At 60.1% G+C, this 24,657-nt stretch carries 21 protein-coding genes; 8 read left to right on the forward strand and 13 right to left on the reverse strand.

The window, feature by feature from the left end:
* The first annotated feature begins 25 nt into the window (after nucleotides 1-25).
* From ACOYXH_RS21735 to ACOYXH_RS21750, 4 genes are all read left to right on the forward strand, one after another.
* Nucleotides 26-631 (forward strand): LPS-assembly lipoprotein LptE, encoded by a 606-nt coding sequence (locus ACOYXH_RS21735; protein WP_095048769.1) that lies wholly within the window; start codon nucleotides 26-28, stop codon nucleotides 629-631.
* A gap of 39 nt (nucleotides 632-670) precedes the next feature.
* The gene (gene holA / locus ACOYXH_RS21740) at nucleotides 671-1,708 is read left to right on the forward strand and encodes a DNA polymerase III subunit delta (protein WP_095048770.1); all 1,038 of its coding nucleotides are present in this window, start codon (nucleotides 671-673) and stop codon (nucleotides 1,706-1,708) included.
* A 183-nt stretch (nucleotides 1,709-1,891) separates the two neighbouring features.
* Nucleotides 1,892-2,056, forward strand: a complete 165-nt coding sequence (arfA, locus tag ACOYXH_RS21745) for an alternative ribosome rescue factor ArfA (protein WP_064390740.1) — start codon at nucleotides 1,892-1,894, stop codon at nucleotides 2,054-2,056.
* 60 nt (nucleotides 2,057-2,116) lie between these two features.
* Nucleotides 2,117-3,439 (forward strand): lytic murein transglycosylase, encoded by a 1,323-nt coding sequence (locus ACOYXH_RS21750; RefSeq protein ID WP_095048772.1) that lies wholly within the window; start codon nucleotides 2,117-2,119, stop codon nucleotides 3,437-3,439.
* A 112-nt stretch (nucleotides 3,440-3,551) separates the two neighbouring features.
* Here ACOYXH_RS21750 and ACOYXH_RS21755 read toward each other — a convergent pair whose 3' ends face one another.
* The 13 genes from ACOYXH_RS21755 to ACOYXH_RS21815 all read right to left on the reverse strand — a co-directional run bounded on the left by ACOYXH_RS21755 (nucleotide 3,552) and on the right by ACOYXH_RS21815 (nucleotide 16,137).
* Nucleotides 3,552-4,502, reverse strand: a complete 951-nt coding sequence (locus ACOYXH_RS21755) for a S66 peptidase family protein (RefSeq protein WP_095125493.1) — start codon at nucleotides 4,500-4,502, stop codon at nucleotides 3,552-3,554.
* Between the two features lie 172 nt (nucleotides 4,503-4,674).
* The gene (lipA, locus tag ACOYXH_RS21760) at nucleotides 4,675-5,673 is read right to left on the reverse strand and encodes a lipoyl synthase (protein WP_167394918.1); all 999 of its coding nucleotides are present in this window, start codon (nucleotides 5,671-5,673) and stop codon (nucleotides 4,675-4,677) included.
* Nucleotides 5,674-5,698: 25 nt separating this feature from the next.
* Nucleotides 5,699-6,346: a lipoyl(octanoyl) transferase LipB gene (gene lipB / locus ACOYXH_RS21765; protein ID WP_460066123.1), complete on the reverse strand. Its 648-nt coding sequence runs from the start codon at nucleotides 6,344-6,346 to the stop codon at nucleotides 5,699-5,701.
* Nucleotides 6,346-6,621, reverse strand: a complete 276-nt coding sequence (locus tag ACOYXH_RS21770; protein ID WP_008087908.1) for a DUF493 domain-containing protein — start codon at nucleotides 6,619-6,621, stop codon at nucleotides 6,346-6,348. Before ACOYXH_RS21770 ends, lipB begins: the two co-directional genes overlap by 1 nt.
* Before the next feature lie 85 nt (nucleotides 6,622-6,706).
* Entirely contained in the window at nucleotides 6,707-7,864 is a 1,158-nt protein-coding gene (locus ACOYXH_RS21775; protein WP_038361911.1) for a D-alanyl-D-alanine carboxypeptidase family protein, read from the reverse strand.
* Nucleotides 7,865-8,051: 187 nt separating this feature from the next.
* Complete coding sequence (locus ACOYXH_RS21780; protein ID WP_093434584.1) at nucleotides 8,052-9,062, reverse strand: septal ring lytic transglycosylase RlpA family protein; 1,011 nt, start codon at nucleotides 9,060-9,062, stop codon at nucleotides 8,052-8,054.
* Nucleotides 9,062-10,072 (reverse strand): lytic murein transglycosylase B, encoded by a 1,011-nt coding sequence (gene mltB / locus ACOYXH_RS21785; RefSeq protein WP_007909597.1) that lies wholly within the window; start codon nucleotides 10,070-10,072, stop codon nucleotides 9,062-9,064. Before mltB ends, ACOYXH_RS21780 begins: the two co-directional genes overlap by 1 nt.
* A 17-nt stretch (nucleotides 10,073-10,089) precedes the next feature.
* The gene (rodA, locus tag ACOYXH_RS21790; RefSeq protein WP_095048844.1) at nucleotides 10,090-11,193 is read right to left on the reverse strand and encodes a rod shape-determining protein RodA; all 1,104 of its coding nucleotides are present in this window, start codon (nucleotides 11,191-11,193) and stop codon (nucleotides 10,090-10,092) included.
* Between the two features lie 31 nt (nucleotides 11,194-11,224).
* On the reverse strand, nucleotides 11,225-13,120 hold the full coding sequence (gene mrdA / locus ACOYXH_RS21795; RefSeq protein ID WP_095048778.1) for a penicillin-binding protein 2: 1,896 nt from the start codon (nucleotides 13,118-13,120) through the stop codon (nucleotides 11,225-11,227).
* A 10-nt stretch (nucleotides 13,121-13,130) separates the two neighbouring features.
* On the reverse strand, nucleotides 13,131-13,598 hold the full coding sequence (gene rlmH, locus ACOYXH_RS21800; RefSeq protein ID WP_003185785.1) for a 23S rRNA (pseudouridine(1915)-N(3))-methyltransferase RlmH: 468 nt from the start codon (nucleotides 13,596-13,598) through the stop codon (nucleotides 13,131-13,133).
* A 9-nt stretch (nucleotides 13,599-13,607) separates the two neighbouring features.
* The gene (gene rsfS / locus ACOYXH_RS21805) at nucleotides 13,608-14,102 is read right to left on the reverse strand and encodes a ribosome silencing factor (RefSeq protein ID WP_016986117.1); all 495 of its coding nucleotides are present in this window, start codon (nucleotides 14,100-14,102) and stop codon (nucleotides 13,608-13,610) included.
* A gap of 72 nt (nucleotides 14,103-14,174) precedes the next feature.
* The gene (nadD, locus tag ACOYXH_RS21810) at nucleotides 14,175-14,897 is read right to left on the reverse strand and encodes a nicotinate-nucleotide adenylyltransferase (RefSeq protein ID WP_095048779.1); all 723 of its coding nucleotides are present in this window, start codon (nucleotides 14,895-14,897) and stop codon (nucleotides 14,175-14,177) included.
* Nucleotides 14,866-16,137 (reverse strand): glutamate-5-semialdehyde dehydrogenase, encoded by a 1,272-nt coding sequence (locus tag ACOYXH_RS21815; RefSeq protein WP_220557044.1) that lies wholly within the window; start codon nucleotides 16,135-16,137, stop codon nucleotides 14,866-14,868. The genes nadD and ACOYXH_RS21815 overlap by 32 nt, the downstream gene beginning before the upstream one ends.
* A gap of 177 nt (nucleotides 16,138-16,314) precedes the next feature.
* Here ACOYXH_RS21815 and ACOYXH_RS21820 point away from each other — a divergent pair, with 177 nt between their 5' ends.
* From ACOYXH_RS21820 to ACOYXH_RS21835, 4 genes are all read left to right on the forward strand, one after another.
* Nucleotides 16,315-17,010 (forward strand): DNA-3-methyladenine glycosylase, encoded by a 696-nt coding sequence (locus ACOYXH_RS21820; protein WP_460066129.1) that lies wholly within the window; start codon nucleotides 16,315-16,317, stop codon nucleotides 17,008-17,010.
* A 126-nt stretch (nucleotides 17,011-17,136) separates the two neighbouring features.
* On the forward strand, nucleotides 17,137-18,453 hold the full coding sequence (locus tag ACOYXH_RS21825) for a bifunctional DedA family/phosphatase PAP2 family protein (RefSeq protein WP_095048781.1): 1,317 nt from the start codon (nucleotides 17,137-17,139) through the stop codon (nucleotides 18,451-18,453).
* 351 nt (nucleotides 18,454-18,804) lie between these two features.
* On the forward strand, nucleotides 18,805-20,835 hold the full coding sequence (locus tag ACOYXH_RS21830; protein ID WP_460066131.1) for a hypothetical protein: 2,031 nt from the start codon (nucleotides 18,805-18,807) through the stop codon (nucleotides 20,833-20,835).
* A gap of 49 nt (nucleotides 20,836-20,884) precedes the next feature.
* Nucleotides 20,885-24,358 (forward strand): calcium-binding protein, encoded by a 3,474-nt coding sequence (locus ACOYXH_RS21835; RefSeq protein ID WP_460066133.1) that lies wholly within the window; start codon nucleotides 20,885-20,887, stop codon nucleotides 24,356-24,358.
* Nucleotides 24,359-24,657 lie beyond the last annotated feature (299 nt).

The following is a 24,657-nucleotide window of genomic DNA, read 5'->3' on the forward strand; positions in this document are numbered from 1 at the left end:
ACGTGGTTTCAAGGGGAGCAACACAATGATCAAACGCAATCTGCTGGTGATGGGCCTCGCCGTTCTGTTGAGCGCCTGCGGTTTCCAGCTGCGCGGTACCGGCACTAACGAACTGTCGATCAAGGAACTCGACCTGAGCGCCCGTAATGCCTACGGCGAGACGGTCACGCAACTGCGTCAGGTGCTGGAGTCGAGCGGCGTCAAGGTTTACAGCGGTGCTCCGTACAAACTTTTCCTGGCTGACCAGCAGGAGAGCCAGCGCATCCTCAGCTACGCCGGTGCCGGTCGTACGGGCGAGTATCAAGTCAGTACTGTTCTGAACTACGAGATCCGTGGCGACAAGAACCTGCAACTGCTCAGCGACAAACTTGAAGTTCAGAAAGTGTTTATCCACGACGGTAACAACCTCGTGGGCTCCGATCAGGAAGCCAACGACGCCCGTCGCGAAACCACTCGCGAACTGGTCCAACGCATGATGTTGCGTCTGCAGCAACTGACCCCGGGTCAACTGCAGCAGCTGCAGCAAGCTGCCAATGACCGCGCCAAGGCAGAAGCCGATGCGCTGCAAGCGGCACAAAAGGCTGAAGCGGAAACCCCGCGCCAGTCGCCGCTCGAAGTACCGCAGCAGTAAGACGTTCGGGGCGCTCAGGCGCCCCGTTCGGCATTTCTTATGAAGCTCGCTCCCGCCCAACTCGGTAAACACCTGCAAGGTGCTTTGGCGCCTGTCTACATCATCAGCGGCGATGACCCGCTACTGTGCCAGGAAGCCGCCGACGCCATCCGCAGCGCTGCGCGTCAGCAAGGTTTTGATGAACGCCAGGTCTTCGCCGCCGACGCCAATTTCGATTGGGGCACGTTGTTGCAGGCCGGCGCCAGCATGTCGTTGTTCGCCGAAAAGCGCCTGCTGGAACTGCGCCTGCCCTCGGGCAAACCCGGTGACAAAGGCGCCGCTGCATTCATCGAATACTGCTCGCGTCCCGCTGAAGACACGGTGCTGCTGATCAGCCTGCCGAAGATGGATGGCAGCGCGCAGAAAACCAAGTGGGGCAAGGCACTGGTGGAAGGCCAGCAGACCCAGTTCATCCAGATCTGGCCGGTGGACGCCAATCAGTTGCCGAGCTGGATTCGTCAGCGCTTGTCTCAGGCTGGTTTGTCGGCCAGCCAGGACGCGGTCGAACTGATTGCTGCACGCGTCGAAGGCAACTTGCTCGCTGCCGCGCAGGAAATCGAAAAGCTCAAATTGATGGCCGAAGGTGGGCAGATCACCGTTGAAACCGTGCAGGCCGCCGTGGCCGACAGTGCGCGGTTTGACGTGTTTGGTTTGACCGACGCCGTGCTCAACGGCGAGCCGGCCCACGCGCTGCGCATGCTTGAAGGCTTGCGCGGTGAAGGTGTCGAACCGCCGGTGATTCTCTGGGCGCTGGCGCGGGAGCTGCGCTTGCTGGCTAATATTTCGTTGCAATACAGCCAGGGTACGCCGCTGGACAAGTGTTTCAGCCAGGCGAAGCCGCCGGTCTGGGACAAGCGCAAACCTTTGATGAGCAAAGCCCTGCAACGCTACTCGGCGCAACGCTGGGCGCAGTTGTTGCTCGAAGCCCAGCGCATCGATGCGCAGATCAAGGGCCAGGCTGCCGGTTCGCCGTGGATGAGCCTGAGTCGCTTGGCATTATTGATGGCTGGCCAGCGACTTTCACTGCCTGCTGAATAACCTGTCCTACCGCATAACGGCTATTCGCGAGCAGGATCGCTCCCACATTTGCAATGCATTTCAATGTGGGAGCGAGCCTGCTCGCGAAAGCGCCAGAACATTCCTACACAACAGGCACTGGACAGACGCCCGACATCGGCAGATTATTTCCCCCGCAAAACCCACTCACTCGAGAGACCCCTCATGAGCAAAAAGCCATCGAAACATGGCCCCAACAAGGCCAAATCCATCGTCGCCCAACCCCTGTTCCGCAGTCGCCAGGAACGACCAGCCAAGGGTAAAGGCAGCTACCGCCGCGAAGCCTTCCAGTCTGACAGCTGGGAGGCTTCTTACTTTCTGGCCGCTTAAAGCGCAGTACCCCCCGCTCATGTTAAGGTCTGCACCTGATTCGTTTTCCTGGAACTGTGCATGCCCCTAAGTCTTTCCCGTCGCTGGCCTGTTCGCCAATTGATCGCTGCCTCCAGCTTCATTCTGCTTGTCGCCTGCGCGGAAAAACCGACCGCCGCCGATGCGCAACCCCTTCAAGCCGCGCCCGTCGCCACGGCCCCAGCGATCATCCCGCCGGTAGTGCCGTCCGCCGACCCTCTTGATCTTCAGCCGACCCAGACCTTTGCCGAATGGCAGGCCGGTTTCCGCAAGGACGCCCTCGCCGCCGGGATCCGCCCTGACCTGTTCGATCGCGCCTTTGCCAATATCAGCTTCGACGCTAGCGTGATTCGCGCCGACCGCAGTCAGCCGGAATTTTCCCGTCCGGTGTGGGAATACCTTGATGGCGCGCTCTCGCCACTACGAGTGCGTAAAGGTCAGGCACTGATCAGCCAGTACGCCGATATTCTGCAAAGCATCGAACAGCGTTATGGCGTTGACCGTCAGGCGCTGGTGTCGGTGTGGGGCATGGAAAGCAATTTCGGTCAGTTTCAGGGCAGTAAGTCGGTGATCAACTCGCTGGCCACCCTCGCTTACGAAGGCCGTCGGCCGGGCTTTGCTCATGCGCAATTGATCGCTGCGCTGCAGATCCTGCAACAGGGTGACATCACGCCAGAGAAGATGCTCGGCTCGTGGGCTGGCGCCATGGGGCAGACCCAGTTCATTCCGACCACTTACAACACTCACGCAGTGGACTTCGACGGTGACGGTCGCCGCGATATCTGGGGCAGTCCTGCCGATGCGCTGGCCTCGACTGCGCATTACCTGCAAAGCTCCGGCTGGCAGCGTGGCCAGCCGTGGGGGTTTGAAGTGCAGCTGCCGAGCAGCTTCAACTACACCCTGGCTGATGGCGCGATTCGCAAGAGTGTCGCCGAATGGCGTCAGTTGGGCGTGACCCTGCCGAATGGCGGTCAGGTGCCAGCAGGCTCTGAACAGCTGTCTGCCGCCCTGCTGCTGCCGGCTGGTTATCGTGGGCCGGCATTCCTGATCCTCGACAACTTCCGCGCGATCCTCAAGTACAACAACTCCTCGTCGTACGCGCTGGCAGTGAGCCTGTTGTCCGAGCGTTTCAGCGGTGGCGGCTTGATCAACGGCAGTTGGCCAAAAGATGACCTGCCGCTGAGCCGCACCGAGCGTATGGAATTGCAGACCCTGCTGAGTGCGCGCAATTACGATGCCGGCACGGCGGACGGGATCATCGGCGCCAACACGCGCAAGGCGATTCGCAGTGCCCAGCAGTCATTTGGCTGGCCGGCGGACGGGTATCCGACGCACAAGTTGCTGGAAAGCCTGCGTAGCCAATAGAACGAATGCCGTATGGCTGATATCGCTTTCGCGAGCAGGCTCGCTTCCACATTGAAATGCATTCCAAATGTGGGAGCCTGCTCGCGGAGACTGACTATCAGGCAATAAACCTTCAGGCCTTGATCACCACATCCTGCTCCAGCATCAATTCCTGCTTCCCGGCATCCAGCCGCACCAGCGCCCCCATCGGCAGCGTCAGGTTCGGATCGCAATGCCCGCTACGCCACCCCGATAACACCGGAATCCGCAACGGCTCGAAAGTCTGCTTGAGCAATCGGTTCAGTGCCGCGACTTCCACCCCCGCCACGTCCCCGACCAGCACACCTCGCAATTTTGCCAGTTTGCCGGCCAGGCGCATCTGTGTCAGCAAGCGATCAATGCGATACAGCGGCTCGTTGATGTCCTCGATGAGCAGAATCACCCCTTCGACATCAATCTCGTAAGGCGTGCCCAAGGTTGCGGCGATCATCGCCAGATTACCGCCGAGCAAGCGTCCGTGCGCAATGCCAGGTTCGACGGTAGTCAACGGATAAGCCACCGGATGGCTCAGCACACTCCCCGCCTTCAATTGCCCGCGCAGCATGGCGAAGAATGAAGTGACCGTCGGCGGCTCCTTGTCGCCCAACAAGTCGGCGTTGAGCAGCGGCCCGTGGAAGGTCACGAATCCTGCGTAACGACTGATGGCCAGGTGCAGCGCGGTGATATCGCTGTAGCCAACGAATGGCTTGGCATGGCGGCTCAGCAGGTCGTAATCGATCCGGTCGAGCAAGCGCGGCGTGCCGTAGCCGCCGCGCAGGCAAATGATGGCATCGACCTCGGGATCAGCGAATGCCGCATGCAGATCACGCAAACGCACGTCGTCACTGCCAGCCAGATAGCCGTCTTTTTCATAAACACCGGGAAACACCTTCAGCCCATAACCGCGGGCTCGCATCCATCGCACCGCCTCATCGGTGTCCAGAGCACCAGGACCGGCAGGCGCAATGACGCCGATCAACCCTTCCGAGGGCAGTGCAGGCACGGCTCTGTGTGGGCAAAGAGTATGGGTCGGTCGAACGGTCATCCTTGGATCTCCCTGTGAGTCATGCACACACAGTAGTCAGGAACGGGGGCAAACAGAAGAGGGTCGGCCACGCCGCAGGTTGCAGGAAAAATCAGCATCGAATGTAAGACGGGCAAAAAAATGCCCGCCGGGCGTTAAAACCTCGGCGGGCATTTTTTCATTCAGCGCCGGATCAGGAACCCAGCAGCTCAGCCTTGACCAACTTCGCTTGCTCGTCGGCGTGGTATGAAGAACGCACCAGCGGCCCCGAGGCAACGTTTTTGAAGCCCATCTTGTAACCTTCCTCGGCGAACCAGGCGAAGGTGTCCGGGTGCACAAAGCGCTGCACCGGCAAGTGACTACGGGACGGTTGCAGGTACTGGCCGAGGGTCAGCATGTCGATGTCATGTTCGCGCATGCGCTTCATGACTTCGATGACTTCCTCGTCGGTCTCACCCAGACCCAGCATCAAGCCGGATTTGGTCGGAATATGCGGCATCATCTGCTTGAAGCGTTGCAGCAAGGTCAGCGACCACTGGTAATCCGAACCAGGGCGCGCTGCCTTGTAGAGGCGCGGCACGGTTTCCAGGTTGTGGTTGAACACATCCGGCGGCTCGGCCGCGGTGATTTCCAGAGCGACATCCATGCGACCACGGTAGTCCGGAACCAGAGTTTCCAGCTGCACGTTCGGCGACAGTTTGCGGATTTCGCGGATGCAGTCGGCAAAGTGCTGGGCACCGCCGTCGCGCAGGTCGTCGCGGTCAACCGAAGTGATCACCACGTACTTGAGCTTGAGGTCGGCAATGGCGATGGCCAGGCTTTGCGGCTCATTGACGTCCAGTGGCTTCGGACGACCGTGGCCGACGTCGCAGAACGGGCAGCGACGGGTGCAGATGTCGCCCATGATCATGAAGGTCGCGGTGCCGCCGGAGAAGCACTCGCCAAGGTTCGGGCAGGATGCTTCTTCGCAGACGCTGTGCAGCTTGTGCTTGCGCAGCAGGCTCTTGATCCGGTCGACTTCCGGCGAAACCGGGATACGCACACGAATCCAGTCAGGTTTCTTCGGCAGTTCGGTGGTCGGAATGATCTTTACCGGGATGCGTGCAACCTTCTCGGCGCCGCGCAGCTTGACGCCGGCTTCTACCTTGGGACGCGGGGCCGGGCGCTCGGTCACGTCGAGCGTCGGGATCATGGTTTGCACTGCATCAGTAGTCATATCAGTCGATTCCGCCCGTCAGGGTCGTCTGCTCAGCATAGTCGAGGTGTTTGACGAGCTGCGCGCGCAGCCGGGCACTTACCTCGGCAAATTCAATCGATCCTGCGTGGTCGCTCAGCTGGGTCATCGCCAGCCCGGCATAGCCGCAGGGATTAATCCGTCGAAACGGTTCCAGGTTCATATCCACGTTCAGGGCCAGGCCATGAAAGGAACAACCGTGGCGAATCCGCAAACCCAGAGAAGCGATTTTCGCTCCATCGACGTACACGCCGGGAGCGTCTGGCTTGGCCGCCGCGGTCACGCCGTAGCTGGCCAGCAGTTCGATCAGGCAAAGCTCCATGCGGCTGACCAGATCACGCACGCCGAAACCCAGCTTGCGCACATCCAGTAACAGGTAAGCCACCAATTGGCCGGGGCCATGATAAGTCACCTGGCCGCCACGATCGACCTGCACCACCGGGATGTCTCCCGGCAGCAGCAAGTGTTCGGCCTTGCCAGCCTGGCCCTGAGTGAACACCGGCGGGTGTTCGACGAGCCAGATTTCGTCGGCGGCATCGCTGCCGCGTTCGTTGGTGAAGCACTGCATGGCATGCCAGACCGGCTCGTAAGCCATCTGGCCGAGTTCACGAAAGCCCAGCGTGCCCGGCATCACAACACCATGTGCACGAAGCCGGTCGCCCGCAGTTCGCTGTTGATGTTGTACAGCTGATCCTGATCGGTCGCGACGATGTGTAACTGAATGGTGGTGTATTTGCCGTTGCTGCTCGAACGCTCGTCGACACGCTCATCATTGATCTTCGCGAATTTTTTCACGATTTCGATGATCTTGTCTTTGTGGCCAACCCCCGTGTCGCTGATCACCTTAACCGGATAATCAACCTGGGGAAATTCGATCTTTGGCGCCTTTACTTCGGTATCGGTCATGGCGTAACGGCCTCTTGAGCGCAAGCCGTGATAACGCGCATGGCCCCGCACCGGATCGGGGCGGGGCCATGCAGGTCAACACAAATCAGTTGAACAAGCCGTAGAAGAATAGACGGATGCTATCCCACATGCGGCGGAAGATACCACCCTCCTCGACGCCATCCAGAGCGATCAGGTCAGCGCTGTGCACGACCTTGTCTTCCAGTTTGACTTCGACTTTACCGATCACGTCGCCCTTGGCGATTGGCGCGGTCAGTTGCGGGTTCATGGTCATGCTCGCAGCAAGCTTCTTCAGCTGGCCTTTTGGCAGGGTCATGGTCAGGTCTTCAGCCAGGCCGGCCTTGACTTGATTGGTGGTGCCTTTCCACACCGGGGCCTGAGCCAATTCGGTGCCCTTCTGATAGAAGGTCTGGGTTTCGAAGAAGCGGAAGCCGTAAGTCAGCAGCTTCTGGGTCTCAGCGGCGCGAGCCACTTCGCTGTTGGTGCCGAACACCACGGCGATCAGACGCTGGCCGTCACGTACAGCCGAGGACACCATGCAGTAGCCGGCTTCGTCGGTGTGACCGGTTTTCAGACCGTCAACGGTCTTGTCGCGCCACAGCAGCAGGTTGCGGTTAGGCTGCTTGATGCCATTCCAGAAGAACTCTTTCTGCGAGTAGATCGCGTAGTGAGCCGGGTCTTCGTGGATGATCGCACGGGCCAGGATCGCCATGTCGTGAGCCGACGAGTAATGCTCAGGGTTTGGCAGACCGGTCGGGTTCATGAAGTGGGAATTGGTCATGCCCAGATCAGTCACAGTCTTGTTCATCAGGTCGGCGAACGCGTCTTCGCTACCGGCGATGTGCTCGGACAGCGCCACGCTGGCGTCGTTGCCGGACTGGATGATGATGCCGTGCAGCAGGTCGCTGACAGTCACCTGCGAGCCGACTTTGATGAACATCCGCGAACCGCCGGTGCGCCAGGCGTTTTCGCTGACGGTCACCGGATCGTTTTCACCGATCTGGCCGCGACGGATTTCCAGGGTCGCGATGTAAGCGGTCATCAGCTTGGTCAGGCTGGCCGGTGGCAGACGCTGGTCGCCATTGTTCTCGACCAGCACGTTGCCGCTGCTGGCATCCATCAGAACGTAGGCTTTGGCAGCCAGTTGCGGTGGCGACGGCATCATCTCGGCCGCGAAGGCGGCTGGCGAGAGGAGCAGCGGGACTAGCAGACACAGGCGTTTGGCAAAGGTGGTGATGTTCATCCGTCTCTCGAAATCGCTAATGGAAACTGTCCTTGCGGACAAAATTTAATCAGATGACTTTCTAACGAGTCATCGCGTGTTGAGTTGCTCACTCCAGTCACCCTTGCCGGGCTTTTGTTCTTCGACGAGCCAACAACCTGGTTCACCCCCCGATACCGCAAGTGAACCGTCAATCAAGTTCTACGTATTACTCGGTGACCACACTTGGCGAACCAAGGTTGGCCAGGCGCACGCTGTTCTGCACCTGGGCAATTTCACCCGGCGAGCCGATCGGCCCCAGGCGAACCCGGTGCAGGGTCTGTTGATTGCGCACGATCGAGCTGATGAACACCGGAGCGCTCACCATCCCGCTGAGCTTCGACCTCAGCAGTTCTGCAGCGTCCGGGTTGGCGAACGCGCCCACCTGCAGATACTGGCCAGACGCTGGTGCAGAAGCGTTTTTTTTTGCACTCATCGGCACGGGGACGGTGTCGGAGGCATGTTGCTGCGGCGGTGGCGTCCATTGCTCGACGGTGCCGGCCGAGGCCGTGATCACCGGGGCGCTATTCTGCGCGACTTGCGGCTCGTTGAGCATCAAAGGCGCCGGACGGCCCTTGGCGGCCCACCACTGCTGAGGATCGATGCCTTCGACCTTGACCCGCGCGGTGCCGATTTCGGCATAACCGAGCTTCTTCGCCGCAGCATAGGACAGGTCGATGATACGGTCAGAATAGAACGGCCCACGGTCGTTGACCCGCAGGATCACGCTCTTGTTATTGTCCAGGTTGGTCACCCGAACGTAACTTGGCAGTGGCAATGTCTTGTGGGCGGCACTCATGCCGTACAGGTCGTAGACCTCGCCGTTGGCGGTGTTCTGACCGTGAAACTTGGTGCCGTACCAGGACGCCGTACCCGAAGCCACGTAGGTCTTCGATTCCTGCAGCGGGAAGTAGGTCTTGCCCAGCACCGTGTACGGGTTGGCCTTGTACGGACCGGTGTGCAGGGTCGGCGTGGCATCCGGGATACGCGATACGTCGACGTCCCACCACGGCGCGCCATCTTTATGCGCACGGTTGATGTCCAGGCCCGGCTGGGCACGCACAGCGGTCGTGGTGGTTTTCTGAGTCGGCGAACGGCTGGTCGAGCAACTGGCGACCAGCACCGCCAACGCAGCGAATGCCACCAGCTTCAGGGGTTTATTGTTAGGCAATGCCCGCATTACTTGACGCCCCGTGCTTGTACCAGCTGTTCAGACAGTTGATGTACGGCCATGGCGTACATCACGCTGCGGTTATAACGCGTGATCGCGTAGAAATTCTTCAGGCCCATCCAGTATTCAGGGCCGTTGTCGCCTTCGAGGCGAAATGCAGTAACCGGCATATCATCGCGCAGCGCATCATGACTTGACCAGCCCAGCACTCGCAACTCTCCAACCGTTTTCGTCGGTTCGATGCCGGTGGTCAGGCCTTCATCGACCTGTTCGCCACGGACATCGGCACGGCTGACCACCGGCTCACCCGCGACCCAGCCGTGACGTTTGAAATAACTGGCGACGCTGCCGATCGCATCATCCGGGTTGTTCCAGATATTGATGTGGCCGTCACCGTCGAAATCCACCGCGTAAGCGCGAAAGCTGCTCGGCATGAACTGCGGCAGGCCCATGGCCCCGGCGTACGAGCCTTTGAGGGTCAATGGATCGACCTGTTCCTCACGCGCCAGCAGCAGGAACTCACGCAGTTCCTTGCGGAAAAATTCGGCACGGGGAGGATAGTCGAAACCGAGCGTGGACAAGGCATCGATCACCCGGTAATTACCGGTATTACGTCCGAAAAAGGTTTCAACGCCAATGATCGACACGATGACTTGTGCCGGCACGCCGTATTCCTGCTCGGCACGGGCCAGCGTCGCCTCGTGCTGACGCCAGAAGTCCACACCGCGTGCAATGCGCGCATCGGTGATGAACATCGGACGGTATTCTTTCCACTGCTTGACCCGCTCGGCAGGCCTGGAAATGGCGTCGAGAATCGCCTGCTTGCGCTGAGCTTCGCGGAACACCGCCATCAGCTGCTCACCAGCAAAACCGTAGTCGCGGGTCATTTCACCGACGAACTCGGCCACCTGCGGCGACCCTTCGTATTCGCCGGCCAGCGCTTCCTGCACGCTACCCAGCAGGCCCATCAGGCCTACCAATGGCGCGCATCGAGTCGCCCAGCCACGCATAACTTGCATTGAACTCTTCACCTTATTCAAACCTGTGCGATCCACTTGCGATGGGTATGGATCGACATCAAAACCCCAAACGCTGACAGCAGCGTCACCAGCGAAGTTCCTCCGTAGCTAATGAACGGCAACGGCACCCCTACAACCGGCAACAGGCCACTGACCATACCGATGTTGACGAAAACGTAAACAAAAAACGTCATAGTCAACGCGCCGGCGAGCAACTTGCCGAACAGCGTCTGGGCTTGAGCGGTAATCACCAGCCCCCGTCCAATCAGCAACAGATAGATCAGCAACAGCGCGCAGATACCGACCAGACCGAACTCTTCGCCGAGTACGGCAATGATGAAGTCGGTGTGGCTTTCCGGGAGGAAGTCCAAGTGCGACTGGGTGCCGAGCAGCCAGCCCTTGCCGAACACGCCGCCGGAACCAATCGCCGCTTTCGACTGAATGATGTTCCAGCCGGTGCCGAGCGGATCGCTTTCCGGGTCGAGGAAGGTCAGGATTCGCTGCTTCTGGTAGTCGTGCATGATGAAAAACCACATTGCCACCGACACCGGGATCGCCGCCGCCAGCACGCTGAGAATCCAGCGCCAGCGCAGCCCGCCCATGAACAGTACGAACGCGCCACCGGCAAGGATCAGCAGCGAAGTTCCCAGGTCAGGCTGGCGCACGATCAACACGAACGGCACGCCGATCAGCATCAGACTGATGCCGACATGCTTGAGTTGCGGCGGCAGCGTGCGCTTGGACAGATACCAGGCGATGGTCGCCGGCATCAGGATCTTCATGAACTCCGAAGGCTGGAAGCGGATCACCCCGGGGATATTGATCCAGCGTGTCGCGCCCATGGCGTTGTGCCCCATGATGTCCACCACCAACAGCAGCACCACGCCGATCACATAGCCGAGCGGCACCCAACGCGCCATGAAACGCGGCTCGAACTGGGCGATGATGATCATCGACACCAGACCGATACCGAATGAAGTGGCCTGCTTGGCCAGCAGATCCCAGCTTTTGCCACTGGCCGAATACAGCACGAACAGGCTGCCGGCGGCGAGTATCAGCAGCAGGATCAACAACGGGCCATCGATATGCAGTCTTTGCAGCAACGTCGCGCGGCGACGCATCACATCCTCACTGGAGAGCATGCGATCAAAGTTATTCATCACGGGCCGTAGCCTCCGCACTGATTGGGCTGGCGTATTCGGCCTTCAAACGTCCGTCCTGATCGAGCAGCCAGGCATCCATGACCTGGCGCACCACAGGCGCGGCAACGCCGGAACCGGACTCACCGTTCTCGACCATCACCGAAACGACGATTTTCGGGTCATCGGCCGGAGCAAAACCGACGAACAGGGCGTGGTCGCGGTGGCGCTCCTGAACCTTGGAGCGGTCGTACTTCTCGCCCTGTTTGATCGCCACGACCTGCGCGGTACCCGACTTGCCGGCGATGCGGTATTGCGCGCCGATCGCCGCTTTGCGCGCGGTACCGCGGGCACCGTGCATTACCTGCTGCATGCCGTGGTTGACCTTGGTCCAGTCCGACGGATCACGCAGGATGATGTCCGGCATCGGATTCTCGTCCACCGGTTTCACCCCTTCGAGGGATTTGGCCAGGTGCGGACGGTTCCAAACGCCTTTGTTGGCCACCAGCGCGGTGGCCTGGGCCAGTTGCAGCGGGGTCGATTGCATATAGCCCTGGCCGATCCCGAGGATCAGGGTTTCGCCGGGGAACCACGCCTGCTTACGCGTCGCCCGCTTCCACTCGCGGGACGGCATCAGACCGGGGGATTCTTCGAACATGTCCAGCGAGACCTTCTGGCCGATGCCGAACTTGTTCATGTAGGCCGACAACCGATCGATACCGAGCTTGTGCGCCAGGTCATAGAAGTAGGTGTCGTTGGAACGCATGATCGCCGTGTCGAGGTCGACGAAGCCGTCACCGGTGCGGTTCCAGTTACGGTATTTGTGATCGTAGTTGGGCAGCATGTAGTAGCCCGGGTCGAATACCCGGCTCGACGCAGTCACTACACCGGAATCGAGGCCGGCAATCGCCACCGCCGGTTTGATCGTCGAGCCTGGCGGATACAGACCGCGCAACACGCGATTGAACAGCGGCCGGTCAATGGAATCACGCAACTCGGCATAGGCCTTGAAGCTGATCCCGGTGACGAACAGGTTCGGGTCGAAGCTCGGCTGACTGACCATCGCCAGCACTTCGCCGGTCTTCGGATCGAGCGCAACTACCGCACCACGACGTCCGCCGAGTGCAGCCTCCGCGGCTTCCTGCAACTTGATGTCCAGGCTCAGAACAATGTCCTTGCCGGGAATCGGATCGGTGCGCTTGAGCACGCGCAAGACGCGGCCGCGGGCGTTGGTTTCGACTTCTTCGTAACCGACCTGACCGTGCAATTCCGGCTCGTAGAAACGCTCGATGCCGGTCTTGCCAATGTGGTGGGTGCCGCTGTAATTGACCGGATCGAGGGTCTTCAGCTCTTTCTCGTTGATCCGCCCCATGTAGCCGACCGAGTGCGCAAAGTGCGCGCCCTGCGGATAGTGACGAACCAGCTGCGCCACCACTTCTACGCCGGGCAGCCGGAACTGGTTCACCGCAATCCGGGCGATCTGCTCCTCGGTCAGCTCGAACAGGATCGGCACCGGCTCGAACGGTCGGCGCCCCTGACGCATGCGCTTCTCGAAGATCACCCGGTCTTCAGGCGTCAGCTCCAGCACTTCGACGATGACGTCGAGCACCTGCTGCCAGTCGCCGGAGCGCTCGCGGGTCATGCTCAGGCTGAAGCTTGGACGGTTGTCCGCCACCACCACGCCGTTGCGGTCGAAAATCAACCCACGGGTTGGTGGAATTGGCTGCACATGGACACGGTTGTTTTCCGAGAGCGTCGAGTGGTACTCGTACTGGATCACCTGCAAGTAATACAGCCGCGCGATCAACACGCCGATCAGCAGCATGATCGCAATGGCCCCGAACACGACGCGGCTACGCACCAGGCGTGCGTCCTTTTCGTGGTCCTTGATGCGGATCGGCTGAGACATGAGGGCTGGATTACTTGTGGTAAGGGTGACCGGACAGCACGGTCCAGGCACGATACAACTGTTCGCCGATCAGGATCCGCACCAACGGGTGCGGCAACGTCAGCGGCGACAACGACCAGCGCTGATCGGCACGGGCGCAGACTTCAGGCGCCAGCCCTTCCGGGCCACCGACCATGAAATTGACCGTGCGTGAATCCAGCCGCCAACGGTCGAGTTCGACCGCCAGCTGCTCGGTACTCCAGGGTTTGCCGTGGACTTCCAGCGTGACGATCCGCTCGTTCGGCCCGACCTTGGCCAGCATGGCTTCGCCTTCCTGGCGGATGAATCGGGCCACGTCGGCATTCTTGCCACGGGTATTGAGCGGTATTTCCACCAGTTCCAGCGCCAGCTCGGACGGAAGACGCTTGGCATATTCATGCCAGCCTTCTTCCACCCACTTGGGCATGCGTGAACCGACGGCGATCAGGCGCAGTCGCACAGCAATCCCTTACAGCTGGTCTTTGTTGAGCTTGGTGAAATGCTCGTGGGTGTTTTCCGGGCTGTGGTGCTTGGCATCGGCCGCACGGCTCTGCTCGGCACCGGCCCACAGGCGTTCCAGGTCGTAGAACTGACGTGCCGAGGCGGTCATCATGTGCACGATCACCAGGTCCAGGTCGAGCAGCACCCAGTCACTGTCGCCCTTGCCTTCTTCGCCCAGCGGCTTGGCGCCCTGCTTTTTGACTTCTTCGCGAACCTTGTCGAGCATCGCGTTGATCTGGCGGTTGGAAGTACCGGTGGCGATGATCATGTAGTCAGTGATGCTCTGCTTGTCGCGAACATCGATGATCTGGATGTCTTGTGCCTTGACGTCTTCCAGGGCAGCCACGGCCAGCTTGACCAGCTCGTCGCCTTTCAGCGGCTCATTGGTGTTGACCGGCTCTGGCAGCGGGGCGCTCTTGAATGTGCCTTTGCGCTTTACTTTGGTTTGGTCTTTGTCAGTCATATAAAACTCGTTTTGCTCGTATATTCGGCGGCTTGGCGACACGTGGATTCGTATCAGTGAAGCACGCCTTGTTCAGTTCGACGCACGGTACAGACCGTGCGCATCGATGTAGGCCAGGACCGCGTCGGGCACCAGGAAACGTACCGACTTACCGCTGGCCAGCAGTTGACGGATCTGGGTGGCGGAAACCGCGAGCGGTGTCTGCCAGACGAATGCAATCTGTCCGCTCGGCCCTTTCAGGGCCAGCGGGTCGCTCACCGAACGCGCTGCCAGCAGGTTGCGCAAGGCATCCGGCGGTTCGCTGTCGGCGTCCGGGCGCTGTAGCACCAGGATATGGCAATGCTGGAGCAACTCTTCCCAGCGGTGCCAAGTGGGCAGGCCGCAAAATGCGTCCCAGCCCAAAAGCAGAAAAACCTGGGTCTCGGCGGGCATTTCCGCGCGCATCGACTCCAGGGTATCAATGGTCCAAGACGGTTTGTCCCGCTGCAATTCGCGGGCGTCCACCACCAGCGGCGGCAATCCGGCCACCGCACATTCGACCATCGCCAGCCGATCCTGCGCCGACACCTGCGGCGTACCGCGATGAGGCGGCCGCGCGTTCGGCATCAGGCGCAACTCATCGAGCGCCAGCGCTTCGGCGACTTCCAGCCCACCGCGCAAATGGCCGATGTGCACCGGGTCGAACGTGCCGCCCAGGACGCCAATGCGCCGGGGGCGGTACTCGTTGCCGGCTTGCGGCGCTGTCAGGTCGAGGTCGGTCAAGTCAGACCGTCGCCTGGCCGCGCAACTGGCCATCACCGACCACGACGTACTTCTCGCAGGTCAGTCCTTCGAGACCCACCGGGCCGCGGGCGTGCAGCTTATCAGTAGAAATACCGATCTCGGCACCCAATCCGTATTCAAATCCATCGGCAAAGCACGTCGGCGTGTTGATCATCACCGACGCCGAGTCGACTTCCGCCACAAAACGACGGGTGTCAGCGAGGTTTTCGCTGACGATCGAGTCGGTGTGATGGGAGCCGTAATGGTTGATGTGTTCGATCGCCTGATCCAGACCGTCGACCACGCGAATCGACAGGATCGGCGCCAGATACTCGGTGCTCCAGTCGTCTTCGCTGGCAGCAACGGCTTCGATGATCGCCCGCGTACGTTCGCAACCACGCAGTTCGACGCCTTTTTCGCGGAACTGGGCGGCCATCGACGGCAGGAAATCCTTAGCAACAGTTTGATCGACCAGCAAGGTCTCCATCGCACCGCAAATACCGTAGCGATAAGTCTTGGCATTGAACGCGATGCGCTGGGCCTTGGGCAGATCGGCGTGGGCACTGACGTAAACGTGGCAGATACCGTCCAGATGCTTGATCACTGGTACGCGGGCATCACGGCTGATACGTTCGATCAGGCCACGGCCACCGCGCGGCACGATCACGTCGACGTACTCGGGCATGGTGATCATCGCGCCAACAGCGGCACGGTCAGTGGTTTCGACCACTTGCACCACAGCGGCAGGCAATTCGGCCTCGGCCAGACCGCGCTGAATGCATGCGGCAATCGCACGGTTGGAATGAATCGCTTCAGAGCCACCGCGCAGAATGGTCGCATTGCCGGACTTCAGGCACAGGCTGGCAGCATCGATGGTCACGTTGGGACGGGACTCGTAGATGATCCCGATCACGCCCAACGGCACGCGCATCTTGCCGACCTGAATGCCCGACGGACGGAAGCTCATGTCGCGGATCGCACCGACCGGATCCGGCAGTGCAGCGACCTGACGCAAACCGACGATCATGCCGTCGATGCGCGCCGGGGTCAGTTCCAGACGCTCCAGCAGTGCCGGTTCCAGACCATTGGCGCGACCGGCGGCCAGATCCTGCTCATTGGCGGCGGCAAGCTCGGCGCGCGCGGCGTCCAAGGCATTGGCAGCAGCCTGCAAGGCGCGGTTTTTCTGCGCGGTGCTGGCACGGCCGATGACCCGGGAGGCTTCGCGGGCGGCGCGACCCAATCGGGTCATGTAGTCAAGAACGGACTCAGTCATGGTCTGCTGGGGTCTTGGCAAAGAGGAAAGCGGCAGATTATAGCTGCCGCGTCCCGGGACTAACAGCGGTGACGGGCGGATGGTCGAAATGAACGCGGATTCGCCGGCGTTCAGGCCCAATTAAGCCGCGCGTTGTTATCATCACGACCTCCTGAGCCTGGATAAACATTGCCTGCCATGTCCAACCTGACCGTTCGCAACCGCGTCGAACGCCTGCCGCTAGGGCTGCCGGACGCCTTTTTCGACCGTGATGCGCAAGTGCTGGCGCAGGATCTGCTCGGCAAAGTCATTCGTCACCGGGTCGGCGATCTGTGGCTGAGCGCGCGAATCATCGAAACCGAAGCCTATTACTGCGCAGAAAAAGGCAGCCACGCCTCGTTGGGCTACACAGAAAAGCGTAAGGCTTTGTTTCTGGATGGCGGCCACATCTATATGTATTACGCCCGTGGCGGTGATTCGCTGAACTTCAGCGCACAAGGTCCGGGCAATGCGGTACTGATCAAATCCGCCTATCCGTGGGTCGATGAAATCAGCGGTCCGGCGAGTCTGGCGCAGATGCTGCTGAACAATCCCGACGCGCAGGGACGTGCGCGGCCTTCGCAAAAGCTCTGCGCCGGGCAAACCCTGCTGTGCAAAGCGCTGGGGCTGAAGGTCCCGATGTGGGACGCCAAGCGTTTTGATCATGAAGTCCTTCTGGTAGAAGACACCGGGCCGGCACCTTCGCACATTATCCAGACAACACGCCTGGGCATCCCCCTCGGCCGGGACGAACAATTGATGTACCGCTTCGTCGATGCGACTTACGCGCAATGGTGCACGCGGAACCCGCTGCGACGCGGTCAGGTCGAAGGCCGAGATTATTTTCTGCTGTAAACACACACTCATGTAGGAGCTGCCGAAGGCTGCGATCTTTTGATCTTGCTTTCAGGATCAAGATCAAAAGATCGCAGCCTTCGGCAGCTCCTACAGAAGGCCATTAATGATTTGGAGTTTTTCTGTATGGGCCCATGGCTCGATAGCGTGACCGGGTGGCTGGCCGCCAATCCACAATGGCTGGCGGCTGCAGTTTTCATTGTGGCCTTTGTGGAATGCCTGGCGATTGCCGGTTTGATCGTGCCGGGCACCGTGCTGCTGTTTGCCGTCGCCGTGCTGGCCGGCAGCGGCGCCCTGTCACTGAGCGAGACCTTGTTGCTGGGCTTCCTTGGCGGGATTCTCGGCGATGCCGTTTCGTACTTCCTCGGTCGCCATTTCCACCAGAACATTCGGCGCCTGCCGGGGCTACGGCATCATCCGGAATGGATGGCCGGCGCCGAGTCGTATTTCCAGCGCTACGGCATTGCCAGTCTGCTGGTCGGCCGCTTCATCGGGCCATTGCGACCGATGCTGCCCATGGTCGCCGGCATGTGCGACATGCCCTTCCCGCGTTTTGCCGCTGTCAGCCTGCTGGCGGCCGCCGGCTGGAGTCTCGCCTATCTGCTGCCGGGCTGGGCCACCGGCGCGGCCTTCCGTCTGCCATTGCCTGAAGGGTTCTGGCTGGAGGCCGGCATTGTCGCTGGCAGCATCGCCGCAATGGTCGGCCTCAGCGTGAACAGCAGCCTGCGTCGCCACCGTCGCGCGACCATCTGGATCAGCAGCATGAGCCTGTTGATTCTGATTGGCCTGTTCATCGGCTATCCGTACCTGACAGCACTCGATCAAGGGGTGATGACGCTGGTGCAGGAACATCGCCAGCCAATGCTGGATGAAATTGCGGTCACACTGACCCTGATCGGTGAGTTCCGCAACATGCTGCTGTTCAGCGTCCTGCTGACCGGCCTGTTGCTGCTGTGCCGGCAATGGCGCCATGCGATCTTCGTTGGCGGTACGCTGCTGGTGACCGCATTGGCCAACACCGGGACCAAATACTTCTTCGCCCGGGTGCGTCCGGAAGTGCTGACCGACCCACTGACCACTTACAGCATGCCCAGTGGCCATGCCTCAGGTTCGTTTGCACTGTTTCTGACCCTGGCGGTACTCGCCGGCCGTGGCCAGCCGCCACGCATGCGCCTGACCTGGTTGCTGATCGCCTGTATTCCGGCCCTTTCCATCGCCCTGTCGCGGGTCTATCTGGGCGCTCATTGGCCAACCGACGTGCTGGCCGGCGCCATGCTCGCCGCCTGTGTCTGCGCTGCCGCCCTGTGGCTGAGCCAGCGTAAAACCCCACTCAATCCTATGCCGTTCAAGATCTGGTGGTTGATCCTGCCGGCAATGTTGGCGCTGTTCGGGTTTTTCGTCCTGCGGCACTTGCCTCATACCTTGTTGCGTTACGCCTATTGAATCTGGCGATACACAAGCCTTAATCCTTCTGCGCTGCTCTTTTAGGAATTCTCCGACAAGAGCAGCGCTGTTCTCTTATTCAAACTTACTCGCCCACGGTAAAAATCCTTATTTACCAAACCGCAACTTCGCACACTTCAAACTAAAAACAACCGAAGTTACATATCAATTACGAACCCTCACGCCAGCGCCTTCCATAACTTGAAAAACCAGTTAGATTAAATCCACATATTTGAAACCCTTCGGCACATTCTCACCCATTAAAGTGAGACCGCCTGCACTTGCCTGCCCAACAATCAATTCAACTGACGAAGCGAGGGTTTCAATACATCAACTGATTTCGAGTACGCCATGAGTCCAAAGACACCGCGCAAACCACCCCAGAGCTCAACGCAACAACCTGAAGCGAGCAAATCCCCGCCCCTGCGTACCGACACACCGTTCACTCCAGGTGGCCCTTCGATTTTCCGGTTACCGGGTTTGCCGAGTGGCCAGTATCCCGTTCACACCGCTGGCGGCTGGCCGGTCGCGGATGCAACCCCGCCTGCCGTGGTCATCCAACCGATGCAGGCGACGAACCCTGCCCGCCTCGCAAGCGATAATTCCCCCGACACCTACTGGCTGCGTGACGACTTCCTGCGTGGAATGAAACCGGCGGAGGATGACGGTTTTCGCTGGATCGTCGGACGACAGTTTGTCGACGTCGAATATGAAGGCGACTTGCGCACCACCCATGTTGGCCAGGATGCCGATGGGGTTTATCGCTGCAAGATGGTCACCGAGCGGTCCGCGTCAGGACCGGCGCTGTACCGGAATGAAGGCCGGTTGACCTGGCGCCTGACGGAGCATCCGGCACCCGCCATGGCCTCGACAAAACGACCTGCGCCGCTACCGGGCGATCAACCGGGGATCGACCCCGTCGCGAAACGGCCTCGACCCGCCCACCTCGATTCGAATCTGTACAAGGCATCGCTGCGTTCACCGGATGCCCAAGGCTATTACGAACTGGCCCCTGCATTCGGGGCGAACAACGTGATCACGCAATTTGCCTTTATGGACGCTTTTGGTCACTGGATCCCGGTCGATCCGCCCGCAGGCGGATTCGGTGCCGAGCCCACGCTCTTGAAGCATTGGACAGACCATGAGATCTGGCAGGTGTACAACATCCATGGCCAGGATCTCGTGCGTTTTCGCACCGAAGCCCAAGCCAGCGGCAAGAGTCCGCAATGGGCGACTCCCGAAGTCACGAACCCGCACCGCGACTTGCTGCGCGACACCCTGCGCTGGCTGCACCCAAGCATGAATCCTGCACAGCGCGAAGCATTTCTGCAGTCCTATAACCTGCTGCCCAGCCAACTGGCCCGCTTGCAACAGGACCTGAAGACCGAACTGCAAATGCCGCAATGGGCGCAGGCACACAAACACCTGATCGACGACCTCGACCATCCGCAGCGTCTCGAGCAACTGAGCCGCGAGGCTGTCGAGGAACTTAACCTCAAGCGTGATGCCCGGCATGACTGGTACAGCCCGGAAACCAGCATGACCGCGCCGGTGCGCGAAGCGCTGCTGGGCAAACTCGGCTATCTGCGCAACAAGAACAATTGCCTGTACCGCACCGACGTGCCGGCGCTGTTCCGTGGCGATGAACGCACACCGTTCGAGCTCGCCAATGACGGCTTCATGCTACCGCGATACCAGCACAAACCGGGCGCCACCACGCATAAGCCGATGAGCGCAACCTTCAGCCTCAAAGAAGGCCTGATGTACGCAAGGGAGCCTGACCCCGAGTACTTGCGGTTCAACAGCCAGACGAGCAAATACCCGGGGCGGGATGCTGACGATAGCGCCTCGGGCAGCGATGTCAGTGATACCGAGAGCAGCTCATCGTCCGAATGGTCCGACGCCACAAGCCCGGTGCCGTGGGATCGCGATCGCCGCTATGAATCAACACGCACACGTCAGCGGGAAATGTTTCTGTATGTGCTCGACACCTGCGACCTGGAAGTGGTGCCTCATGAAGAAAACATGAGTTTCAATTCAGCGGCCCGCGACACACCCCCCACCTGGTTTCCCTCCGATGACTTCGAAGGGCTGATATCAGTCAGCCGCAGAGGACTGGATGCCGAGCGTATCTGGCTGCTGAATTCGGACCTGAGCAAAGCCGTGAGGGTCGATGACCTCAAGGAACAGGCAGGCGCGAACGCTGAGCGCATCGAAGCCGCCACCCATGCCGGACACGAGAACAAATTCGCCTACGACCAGTTGATCGACAACGCCGAAGCCGCCGGCAAACCTGTGCTCAGTCTGTCGGGCAACGGCGACGAATTCGCCTACGCCATCCACTGGCCCGAGTCGACAACGCCGGCGGCTCGACATCAATGACACACCGGTAGGGACACCGGTCATGCGTTTTCATTAAAGGATTAATGACATGTCAAAACTTATCGCTCCGCCACTTCAAATCGCCAATATCAGCGCCGTTCAGGTCAATCCCGTCAGCGCCTCGGCCAACCCCCATGCGCCGCCGGCGGGCACGCTCAACGCAGTGTTGCCAGACGACGCTGACGCCCCTTATCGACGCACACTCAAATCCCTCGACAAACATTTCGGCCCCTTGCGCATCGGCGAAATACTCACCAGCCGCGTAGAACTCCTGGCCTTGGGCGCGACCGTGCACGGCCAACCCATCAGCCCGGGGAATGCCGGCATGCAGCGCGTGGATCAACACTTTCTCGACGGACTCAATTTCGATGCAGACCGGGTGCAGGCGCGTCTGCTGTCCGTCGACAATCCGGACAGCAATGTAGCGGCGATGCTGTTTTATGAAATCGCCTGCAAGCGCTCAGTCGATGCCGGGGCGCTGTTCGTCGCCGATATAACCATTGCTACCGGCAGCGCGGTGGACCGCCTGAACCAGTTGGGCAAGGCTGCGCAAAAACTGGATATTCATCGCGCCGACGCACTGGAAAATGCCCCGGGCTGGATCAGCAAAAACAAAAGTTATTTGATGAGCGGCGCCGGGGTCGGCATGCAGGCGTTCGGCATCTACAGCGGCTACAAGGCGATGATTGATGCGATCAAGCACGGAGACACGCTGGAAGCGGTTTTCCAGGGTGGCTCGATCGCCGCCGAGTTCGGCTCGCTGATCATCGAACGCGGGCTGACCAAGACCGGTGAGGCCATGCTCAGAAACGGCGGCAACGCGCTGAAGTATTTCCCGCTGACCTCGGTGGGCAAATACATGAGCCGCGGTGCCGGGATGTTCGCCAGCGCCATCACCTTGCCCTTCGACATTCTCGATGCCATCAAGTCGTTCAATGCCGCCGCCGCAGCGCAGGGCAAAGAGGCCCAGGATCATTACGTCAGCGGCGGTCTTAGCGTCGCCGGGGCGAGTATCAGCCTGGTGCTGGGCGTCGCCGCACTGGCCGGGTTTGGCAGCGTCGCCGGGCCGGTCGGGCTGGTCGCCGCCGGACTGCTTATCGCCGCCTCGATGATCTACCAGGCCGCCCGAGTGGTGGACGACATCGATGACTACATCGAACTGACGCTTGAAGAACGCATGCGCTCCGGCTGGTTCGCCTTCACCAACAAGGAACTGGACCAGGACGTACTGGATCGCTTCAAGCTCGCCAAGGGCTATCGGGACCACCAGCGAAAACTGGAGTTGTCGGCCAAGGACATGCTGGAGAACGCCTACAAACACGCCATCGAACACGTGATCAACGGTGCCTTTCAGGTTGAATTGAAGCCCGTTGAAATCTGGCGCTACCAGTGGGACGAAAGCGCTGGCCAACAACCGTTCAAGCTCGACAACCAGGCCGTGGTTGTCGACGGCGATGACGTGATCGATGCCGGCAAAGGCCTGCCCGCCAACCTCAAAGGCAAAGTGTCGGGCAGTGCCGGTGACGACAAAGGCATTTTCTGGCGCTTGGGTGACGGCAATGACCGGGTTATCGGGGTCCGGGACAAGCCCAATCTGTTCACTTATCGCGCGGATCACAAGGCTCTGACCGGAGGCGACAGGGACGATGCGTTCTATCAGGAGATTACCGAGCAGCAATTGAACCTCACCAGCAAACCGGCCCACCTCAATGTGCTGGACGGTGGCGCAGGTGCCGACACCCTGGCCTTCGAAGGCAGCCGCCCGCTCAGCGACACCCGCCATATCGGTCACGACATCAACCTGCACAATGGCAGAGTGGCGCTGCGCGGTCTTGATCCTGAGGAAAATGCCGTTGACGTCGCGCAGCTCACGTCGATCGAAAACGTCTCGACCCTGCGCAGAGGCACCAGCCGAGTCAGCGGAAACGACGCGGCCAACCGGATTTCCGCCAATGGCTACGACCGCATCAGCGCCGGCGCAGGCGATGACACGATTGCCGTCTACGGAGCGGACTGTCGGGTGGACGGCGGCAGCGGCGCAGATCGTTTTTACATCGCCAGCAGCAACGCCCGCACGACCCTTAACGAGGACGCTGAAGCGTCGAGTCTGATCGAGTTCGGCTGGCCGGCGGAGGTCATCCAGCGTTGGCAGATCGTCGGCACTGCGCTGGTGATCAGCTCATTGCGCGGCAAGGATGGTAACGACCCGGAACATGTACTGACACTCGAAAATGTCTACCAGTGGGTCGATGGCAAACGCCTGTTGAACAATGACCGATTCCGTTTCAAGACCGAGGATGGCTATGAGCTGCTGGTCCAGCTACCCCAGCAGCCAGATGAGGCGCTGCAGCAGGATATAACCCCCGTCGTTGTCGTCATCGGCCAACCCGCCGCTGCACCGCAAATCGTTAACGGCGGCATGATCGAGATCGCCGAACAGGGCTTGAAGCAGCACTTTGTTGCTCGCACCGAGCGTCCGGTGGAATTCGTTGCCCAGCGCAATACCGCCGAAACGTCCCGCACTGTTTATCTGGAATTCGACAACGCTGAAATCATCGATGTGCAGGTCAGTTATGAAGTGCAGGTGCGCAAAGGCGTCTCTGGCACGACCCACTTGTACTACACAGACTTCACCCTGACGGTCTCCCTGCCGTCGAAATTGGTTATGTTCAAAGGTGTGGTCCAGCCCATCGCGGCGGCCACCGGTTACAGCGGCAGAAACAGCCTGAAAGTCACCACCCCACGCCTGCAGCAGAACGTTGTGCTGGTTCTGCAGGACCAGGTTTCCTACCGCCTGCAAGTTCCCGCACTGGATTATGAAGACGATGTAAAAAACCCCGGCACCCGCGTACGCAGCACCCGAAGTTGCCTCAAGCAACGCAATGGCAACTATCGCTTTGTCAGACCATTGGCCAGCGTGAAACCGCTGATAACGGCAGAACCCAGTCGCATCACCATCGACACCGGTTCGCACACCGGCATCTATGTACTCGATGGCCAGAGTTCGACGTACGATGTCCATCTGGCCAGCAACACCATCATTCGCCTTTCGACGCCAGGCGCTGCAGCGAAAACCGCCGATGCATCGACCTGGACGCTGTACACCGACAAAATGAAAGAAACGGTCACCCGCGACGACATCCAACTGGACGGCAATCGTCTGCACATCGCTAGCGTCACCGTCGAATTGCCCGATATCGAAGACGACATCCCGGTGGAATCCATCAGCGTGGCCACTTCGGCCGGCCATATTTATGAAGTTTCGCTGTTGTTTGAAGTGCTGCAGCTTTACGTCATTGATGCACGTGGCTACGCCGATATCGAAGCTCTGTTGGCCGAGGTCAATGCCCATCAACAGCGAAACGAACTGGCAACAAGGGTTCATGTAACCCACGTCGCAATCGACGCCGGAACGATCGGTACGGTGGTTTACAACGCAGTAAGGAAACACTGGGCGCTGGCCAGCGATCCACAGGTGCGAATCAACCCGCAAGACCTGGTCTTTTCCAACGACAAGACCTGACCCTCACCACGTGCCCGTCTGGATCAGACGTCCACACGGGCACCCGTCCTCCTCAGCCTACGGACAGGCTGACTCGCAAAAAACGGAGTTTATTCATGCGCCAAAAACCCGGGCTACGGCCTAAATCACCTTTAGTCGAAACGCCCGTCACCTCTACACTGGCCTCCGCAGATCATTCGCCGAGCAGAGCGATATTTGCAAACCCTGAAAACATTCCGGGGCCTATACCCGTCGAGGCGCCCTCCTCACCCAAACGACCTCGTCTGGAGGAACCCGGGACCTCCCAAGCAAAAACCTCC

Source organism: Pseudomonas sp. Mb7, assembly GCF_054790525.1.

Excerpts from the sequence above, each read along its gene's own strand:
- ACOYXH_RS21830 (WP_460066131.1), top strand. The coding sequence starts at position 18,805 with ATGAGTCCAAAGACACCGCGCAAACCACCCCAGAGCTCAACGCAACAA.
- holA (WP_095048770.1), top strand. The coding sequence starts at position 671 with ATGAAGCTCGCTCCCGCCCAACTCGGTAAACACCTGCAAGGTGCTTTG.
- ACOYXH_RS21815 (WP_220557044.1), bottom strand. The coding sequence starts at position 16,137 with ATGACTGAGTCCGTTCTTGACTACATGACCCGATTGGGTCGCGCCGCC.
- ACOYXH_RS21735 (WP_095048769.1), top strand. The coding sequence starts at position 26 with ATGATCAAACGCAATCTGCTGGTGATGGGCCTCGCCGTTCTGTTGAGC.
- ACOYXH_RS21770 (WP_008087908.1), bottom strand. The coding sequence starts at position 6,621 with ATGACCGATACCGAAGTAAAGGCGCCAAAGATCGAATTTCCCCAGGTT.
- rsfS (WP_016986117.1), bottom strand. The coding sequence starts at position 14,102 with ATGACTGACAAAGACCAAACCAAAGTAAAGCGCAAAGGCACATTCAAG.
- arfA (WP_064390740.1), top strand. The coding sequence starts at position 1,892 with ATGAGCAAAAAGCCATCGAAACATGGCCCCAACAAGGCCAAATCCATC.
- mrdA (WP_095048778.1), bottom strand. The coding sequence starts at position 13,120 with ATGTCTCAGCCGATCCGCATCAAGGACCACGAAAAGGACGCACGCCTG.
- ACOYXH_RS21820 (WP_460066129.1), top strand. The coding sequence starts at position 16,315 with ATGTCCAACCTGACCGTTCGCAACCGCGTCGAACGCCTGCCGCTAGGG.
- ACOYXH_RS21775 (WP_038361911.1), bottom strand. The coding sequence starts at position 7,864 with ATGAACATCACCACCTTTGCCAAACGCCTGTGTCTGCTAGTCCCGCTG.
- ACOYXH_RS21755 (WP_095125493.1), bottom strand. The coding sequence starts at position 4,502 with ATGACCGTTCGACCGACCCATACTCTTTGCCCACACAGAGCCGTGCCT.
- lipA (WP_167394918.1), bottom strand. The coding sequence starts at position 5,673 with ATGATCCCGACGCTCGACGTGACCGAGCGCCCGGCCCCGCGTCCCAAG.
- ACOYXH_RS21780 (WP_093434584.1), bottom strand. The coding sequence starts at position 9,062 with ATGCGGGCATTGCCTAACAATAAACCCCTGAAGCTGGTGGCATTCGCT.
- ACOYXH_RS21835 (WP_460066133.1), top strand. The coding sequence starts at position 20,885 with ATGTCAAAACTTATCGCTCCGCCACTTCAAATCGCCAATATCAGCGCC.
- mltB (WP_007909597.1), bottom strand. The coding sequence starts at position 10,072 with ATGCAAGTTATGCGTGGCTGGGCGACTCGATGCGCGCCATTGGTAGGC.
- ACOYXH_RS21825 (WP_095048781.1), top strand. The coding sequence starts at position 17,137 with ATGGGCCCATGGCTCGATAGCGTGACCGGGTGGCTGGCCGCCAATCCA.
- rodA (WP_095048844.1), bottom strand. The coding sequence starts at position 11,193 with ATGCGTCGCCGCGCGACGTTGCTGCAAAGACTGCATATCGATGGCCCG.
- ACOYXH_RS21750 (WP_095048772.1), top strand. The coding sequence starts at position 2,117 with ATGCCCCTAAGTCTTTCCCGTCGCTGGCCTGTTCGCCAATTGATCGCT.
- lipB (WP_460066123.1), bottom strand. The coding sequence starts at position 6,346 with ATGCCGGGCACGCTGGGCTTTCGTGAACTCGGCCAGATGGCTTACGAG.
- nadD (WP_095048779.1), bottom strand. The coding sequence starts at position 14,897 with ATGGCCAGTTGCGCGGCCAGGCGACGGTCTGACTTGACCGACCTCGAC.